At 37.4% G+C, this 5437-nt stretch carries 5 protein-coding genes and 1 pseudogene; 2 read left to right on the top strand and 4 right to left on the bottom strand.

From position 1 onward, the window contains the following. A pseudogene (locus AC1DDX_RS21505) lies at positions 1 to 538 on the top strand (GAF domain-containing protein); the annotation flags it as partial. Position 539: 1 nt separating this feature from the next. After that, complete coding sequence (locus tag AC1DDX_RS21500) at positions 540 to 3128, top strand: BamA/TamA family outer membrane protein (protein WP_288882795.1); 2589 nt, start codon at positions 540 to 542, stop codon at positions 3126 to 3128. Between the two features lie 41 nt (positions 3129 to 3169). Here the strand turns inward: AC1DDX_RS21500 and AC1DDX_RS21495 are convergent, their stop codons facing one another. From AC1DDX_RS21495 to AC1DDX_RS21480, 4 genes are all read right to left on the bottom strand, one after another. Next, complete coding sequence (locus AC1DDX_RS21495; RefSeq protein ID WP_172660357.1) at positions 3170 to 4015, bottom strand: CvfB family protein; 846 nt, start codon at positions 4013 to 4015, stop codon at positions 3170 to 3172. Between the two features lie 70 nt (positions 4016 to 4085). Next, entirely contained in the window at positions 4086 to 4391 is a 306-nt protein-coding gene (locus AC1DDX_RS21490) for a hypothetical protein (RefSeq protein WP_172660356.1), read from the bottom strand. Positions 4392 to 4497: 106 nt separating this feature from the next. Next, positions 4498 to 4803, bottom strand: coding sequence for a rhodanese-like domain-containing protein (locus AC1DDX_RS21485; RefSeq protein WP_477622568.1), 306 nt, complete (start codon positions 4801 to 4803; stop codon positions 4498 to 4500). After that, positions 4758 to 5375 carry a HesA/MoeB/ThiF family protein gene (locus AC1DDX_RS21480; RefSeq protein WP_477622569.1) on the bottom strand — a complete coding sequence of 206 codons (618 nt, stop codon included), beginning with the start codon at positions 5373 to 5375 and terminating at the stop codon, positions 4758 to 4760. The genes AC1DDX_RS21485 and AC1DDX_RS21480 overlap by 46 nt, the downstream gene beginning before the upstream one ends. Positions 5376 to 5437: the final 62 nt, after the last annotated feature.

The following is a 5437-nucleotide window of genomic DNA, read 5'->3' as shown; positions in this document are numbered from 1 at the left end:
AAGCTATTTTGAGAAGTTTAGAACGGATGGTGTTGAATTTGATATTTATCTTGGACAATCTATTGCGCCTAGAATTCCGATGTCTGAAGATTTACTTGGTACATTCCGATTGAAACAGTTGAGGGTATTAGCTGAAATTGCTCAAACAACCAGTAATTTAGGTCCATATTTTTCTTTACCTCTTGAAACAACACAGCTTATTTTCGTTTACGATAAGCCTATTGATGTGAGCTTTAGGATTGATGAACAAAGATTTGATGTGGAGGGTAGTTACAATATTCGTTATCAGATGGTAAAAAAACGGATTGATAAAGCCCATATCAAAGACACATCAGAGCGGTTAACACAGCCTGGTAAAATATCAATTGTGTATTTTAACAGTTCAGAAGCCAGAGAATATCTGGGCTATATAAAAAAGCTGCAGAACGTGGGTTTACTGAACAATGATCTTGAATATTTAGAAATAGAAGAATTACAAGGTGTAGAGGGATTAAAGGCGCTGAGGATAGGAGTAACCTTAAAAAGAATAATTAACTAATATGCGCCCTCTAAAGAAGCTCTTAAGTGCTGTTTTTATTACCTTGTCTATCCCTGCTTTAGGGCAGGCACAGAAACAGGCAGATTCCATTACAGTTGCTATAGCACCCGAGTATAATAGCGTGAGCGGTTTTCACCGGTTTTGGCTGGGCGAAAGTTATCGCAAAATATGGGCAACGCCAGTAAAAGTTCGCATTATAGATCTTCAGAAAGAAAAAGGAGGACTAAAGATCGTTAAACTTGGGGGGGGGATGCAAACCCGCTCTTTACGGTTAGTAGATCCGACGGGCAGAGAGTACGCTTTAAGAACAATACAGAAGTATCCGGAACAGGGCTTGCCTGAAAGTTTAAGGCCAACTATCGCAAAAGACGTTGCTCAGGACCAGGTTTCAACTAATCACCCTTTTGCGGCGTTAATTGTTCCTCCTTTGGCAGAAGCGCTTGAGCTTGCCCATTCTAAACCAGAGATCGTATACGTAGCAGATGATCCGGGACTTGGAGAGTATAGAGAAAAATTTGCAAACGCCGCTTATTTATTGGAACCAAGGTCGCCTTTTGAAGAAGAAACCGACAACACAGCTAAAGTACAGCGTAAAATACAGGAAGACAATGATCATACATCAGACCAGAAGCTAACACTTAGGGCCAGATTACTGGATTTTGTTTTGGGAGACTGGGACAGGCATGAAGATAACTGGCGCTGGCTGGCTCAGAAAGAAAAGGGTGAAACCACCTATATTCCTGTTCCCAGAGATAGGGATAAGGTGTTTTATAAAACTTCAGGTGTATTTCCATGGGTTCTTAACCATCAATGGCTCAAATCTCATTTGCAGCCTTATAGTGACAATATCAGAGATGTAAATCATTGGAACTTTAATGAGCGGTACTTTGACAGGTATTTTTTAAACGAGCTTAGCGAACAGGACTGGAAGGATGCTGTTAAGTTTGTTCAGGGAAAACTAACTACTGAACTTATTAATACGTCTTTCAGGCAAATGCCAGATACAATATTTAAGCTTAGTGGTAGTCAGTTAATTGGTCACTTTATATCAAGAAGAGATAAACTGGATACGCTTGCTTTACAGTACTATAAGTTTTTATCCATAAATGTTGACGTACCTACCTCTGATAAAAAAGAGTTTTTTGATGTTAATTACACCGATAACGGAAATGTTGAAGTTACGGTATATAATATCAATAAGGAGGGCAAGAATGGAAGATTGGTATATAAAAGAACATTTGACCCTAATATAACCAAAGAGGTTAGGTTGTTTGGAATGGCAGGTGAAGATGTATTTTCCGTAAGGGGAAAAGAAAACACTAAGATAAAAGTTAGGATGATTGGAGGGAGCGATGCAGATAAGTTCCAGGTTGCACAAGATGTTTCAAATAAGCCCTTCATTTATGATCGTTCTGACGAATCAAATGAATTACCGGATAAAACAAAGACAAAGATGCGCCTTGCAAATGATACCCTGGTAAACAGGTTTGATAAGAATGCGTTCTTATACGATAGGTCCGGGCCGCTTTTTAATTTTAATTATAACATTGATCAGGGTGTACAGATTGGTTTGGGTTACATCATAGAAAAACAAGGCTTTAGAAAGGAGCCATATGCTTCAAAACATGAGTTTTGGGCCAATTACTCTACTGGTAGGAAATCGTTTATTCTAGACTATCTTGGTGATTTTAAAAAGGCCGTAGGTAATAATGATCTTGTAGTACATGCAAATTTGCTGGGACCTAACAACTTAAGTAACTTCTTTGGCATTGGAAACAATTCACAATATCTCGATTTGGATAACGATGATGATGAGGGACCAGATAGAGAAGATGGGATTTCTTATTACAGAAATCGTTACGACTATTTAAATGTAGATGTAAGGCTCAGTAGAAAACTCACCAGGTATTTAAAAATTGAAGGCGGAGTATTGGGATCATTTTATACAAGTACAGCATCTGGAAATGAGGAACGTTTCTTTAATGATTATAATGCCGCCCATCCGGAAGAAGAGATATTTTCAGATAAGTACTACGCCGGTTTTGTAGCGGGATGGACTTACGACAGTCGTGATAATATTGCAAATCCTAAAAAAGGGTTGTACTGGAAAACGTCTTTAACCGCTCAGCAACGGGTTGATAAAACCAACGATCGTTATGGATCTGTAACTACAGAATTCCGTTTCTACATTAATCCTGGGAAATCAGGTTTAGTGTTTGCAAATAGAATAGGAGCAGGGACTGTTGTGGGCGATCCGGCTTTCTTCCAGCACATGCAAATTGGCGGTGTTAATAGTTTAAGAGGTTTTAACAGCAAAAGATTTACGGGGACCACTATGGCTTACCATAACCTTGATATGAGATTAAAGCTGTTTAATTTTACTTCCTATCTGGTTCCCGGAACTGTTGGGATGATTGGTTTTAACGATGTAGGTAGGGTATGGGAAAAAGGAGAGTCATCTGCAAGATGGCACCATGGTTATGGCGGTGGCTTGTATGTGCTCCCTGGCGAAGTACTTTTGATACAGGCAACACTCGGATTCTCGAGAGAGGCAACAATGCCATATTTTTCAATAGGATTTAACTTTTAAAATAAAAAAAGGCCATTTGAATTTAATGGCCTTTTTTTATTTTACTCTGCCTCGTGATCAATCAGTATCTTTATTTCATGATCTGAAATGGTAATCAAGCGGTCCTTATATAGCCCACCAATTACCTTCTTAAATGCATTTTTACTGATTTTAAATCGCGCATATATTTCTTCTGGAGTACTTTTGTCGCCTAAAGCAATTACGCCGCCACTTTCTTTTAATTCTTCCAGAACGCTATCCTTTGTATCAAGAATATGACCATAGCCCATTGGTTGCAGACTTAAATCAATCTTGCCTTCAACACGGATCTTCTTGATCCAACCTTTTCTTAGTTCACCTGGATTAAGCACATCAAACAATTCGTTAGTGTACAACAACCCAATATACTTATTATCAACAATTGCATTATATCCAAGATCAGAACGGTCCACAATAAGTAAGCTTACTTCATCACCCTCTTCTAAATCTATATCTTCTTCCTCAACAAAGTTGGTTAACCTGGAAGATGCAACCATACGGTCATTGCTTTCATCAAGAAAAATATAAACTACATGGCGGTCTCCTTTAAACATTGGACGTTTCTGCTCTCTTTTAGGAACGTATATATCCTTATCAAGACCCAAATCCATAAAAGCACCATCTTCACTGTCATCAACAACAGTTAAATAAGCAAAATCACCCACACAAGCCAATGGCTTTTTGGTAGTACCCATTAACCTGCCATCTTTATGAACATAAACGAATACGGTTATGTTGTCGCCTATTTCGGCATTCTTTGGAACATCATTATAAGGAAGTAATACTTCTTTATCTCCTTCGGTTAAAATAAGGCCGGCTTCTGTTTTGTTTATTATTCTTAAATCGTTGTATTGTCCTATTGCTATCATGGTCACTATGTTGAATCATTTCCGATAAACCAGAAATGATTGTATTTACTTATGAACTGCAAAGGTAGCATTACTGAATGGGTAAATTGCTAAGTGAGCCCGGCTGTATGCAAAAATACTTTTCAATTTCGAGTGCAACATGATAAGGGATGTCTTCCTTTGAGTCTGTGGATATATAACTGTAATTGTCTAATGTATTAATACACTTGCCAATTCTCTTCGGAAGCTCTTTTCTCATAGCCTTATATGCACTATGAGTCAAACTGTTCGTTAACTCAAGAATTTTGAATTTCTTTGGTCCTGTTTTGTCGTGAATCTTTTTAACTGGTATCTGATTTTTACTTGTACTGTTTTTATTTGCAATCTGTTTTTTCATTTTGAACTTTTTGAGTTTTTTTATGAGTTATTTAAGATTGTAGATCTACACTGAAAGTCTATATAGAAAAGAATATATAGTGGTTGAAATATTGAAAAAAAATATTTTATTTATTAAGACTCAGAATATAGATTTGAGCATCTGTTCTTGTTTTTAGCAAGTTATAAGCAATTTTACTTCTTAAGCCACTGGTGCAGCAAAGCACAATTTTTTTATCTTCAGGGATCGAATGCAAATGATCATTAAGCTCATATAATGGGAAATTATATCCACCGATATTGTATTCATCAAATTCAAAATCCTCTCGTACATCAATTAAAAACAGAGAAGAATCTTTTTCTTTTAGATATTCAAATGCTTCCAGGTTTATTTCTTCATAGCCATACCTGATAGCACTTCGCCAAAACCACAAATTAGTTTGATGGTTTCATTAGCCATATAGCTGCCTATTATCCCCGGTAAGCTGCCAATTACGCCACCTTCATCACAATTTGGGACTTCATCAGCAGCCGGTGGTTCAGGAAATAACGCCCTGTAATCCACACCTCCGTTATAATTAAATACAGATACCTGACCTTCAAATTTAAAGATAGAACCAAATACCAATGGTTTGTTTAAAGCAACGCAGGTATCATTAACCAGATAACGGGTAGGGAAGTTATCAGACCCATCCACTACGAGATCATAATCCTGAATTAACGAATTGGCATTATCCAGTTCAATTTTAAAAGGGTAGGAAACGAGATTAACATGCGGATTAAGTAGCTGCAGCTTATTTACTGAGGTATCTGCTTTACTTTTTCCAATATCAGTAGTATTAAAGAGTATCTGTCTGTGTAAGTTACTTTCATCTACAGTATCATGATCAACAACACCAATTGTGCCTATGCCGGCTGCGGCAAGATAAAGCAACACCGGAGAACCCAGGCCACCGGCTCCAATAACCAATACTTTGGCAGCTTTTAGCTTTTGCTGACCCTCTATACCCAGTTCTGGTAATAGAATCTGTCTGTTATATCTCTTTAATTCTTATATCTCTTTAATTC

Source organism: Pedobacter sp. 10L46_2 (assembly GCF_056395165.1).
The sequence above is the reverse complement of the archived record's forward strand: the minus strand, read 5'-3'. Positions and strand labels throughout refer to the sequence as shown.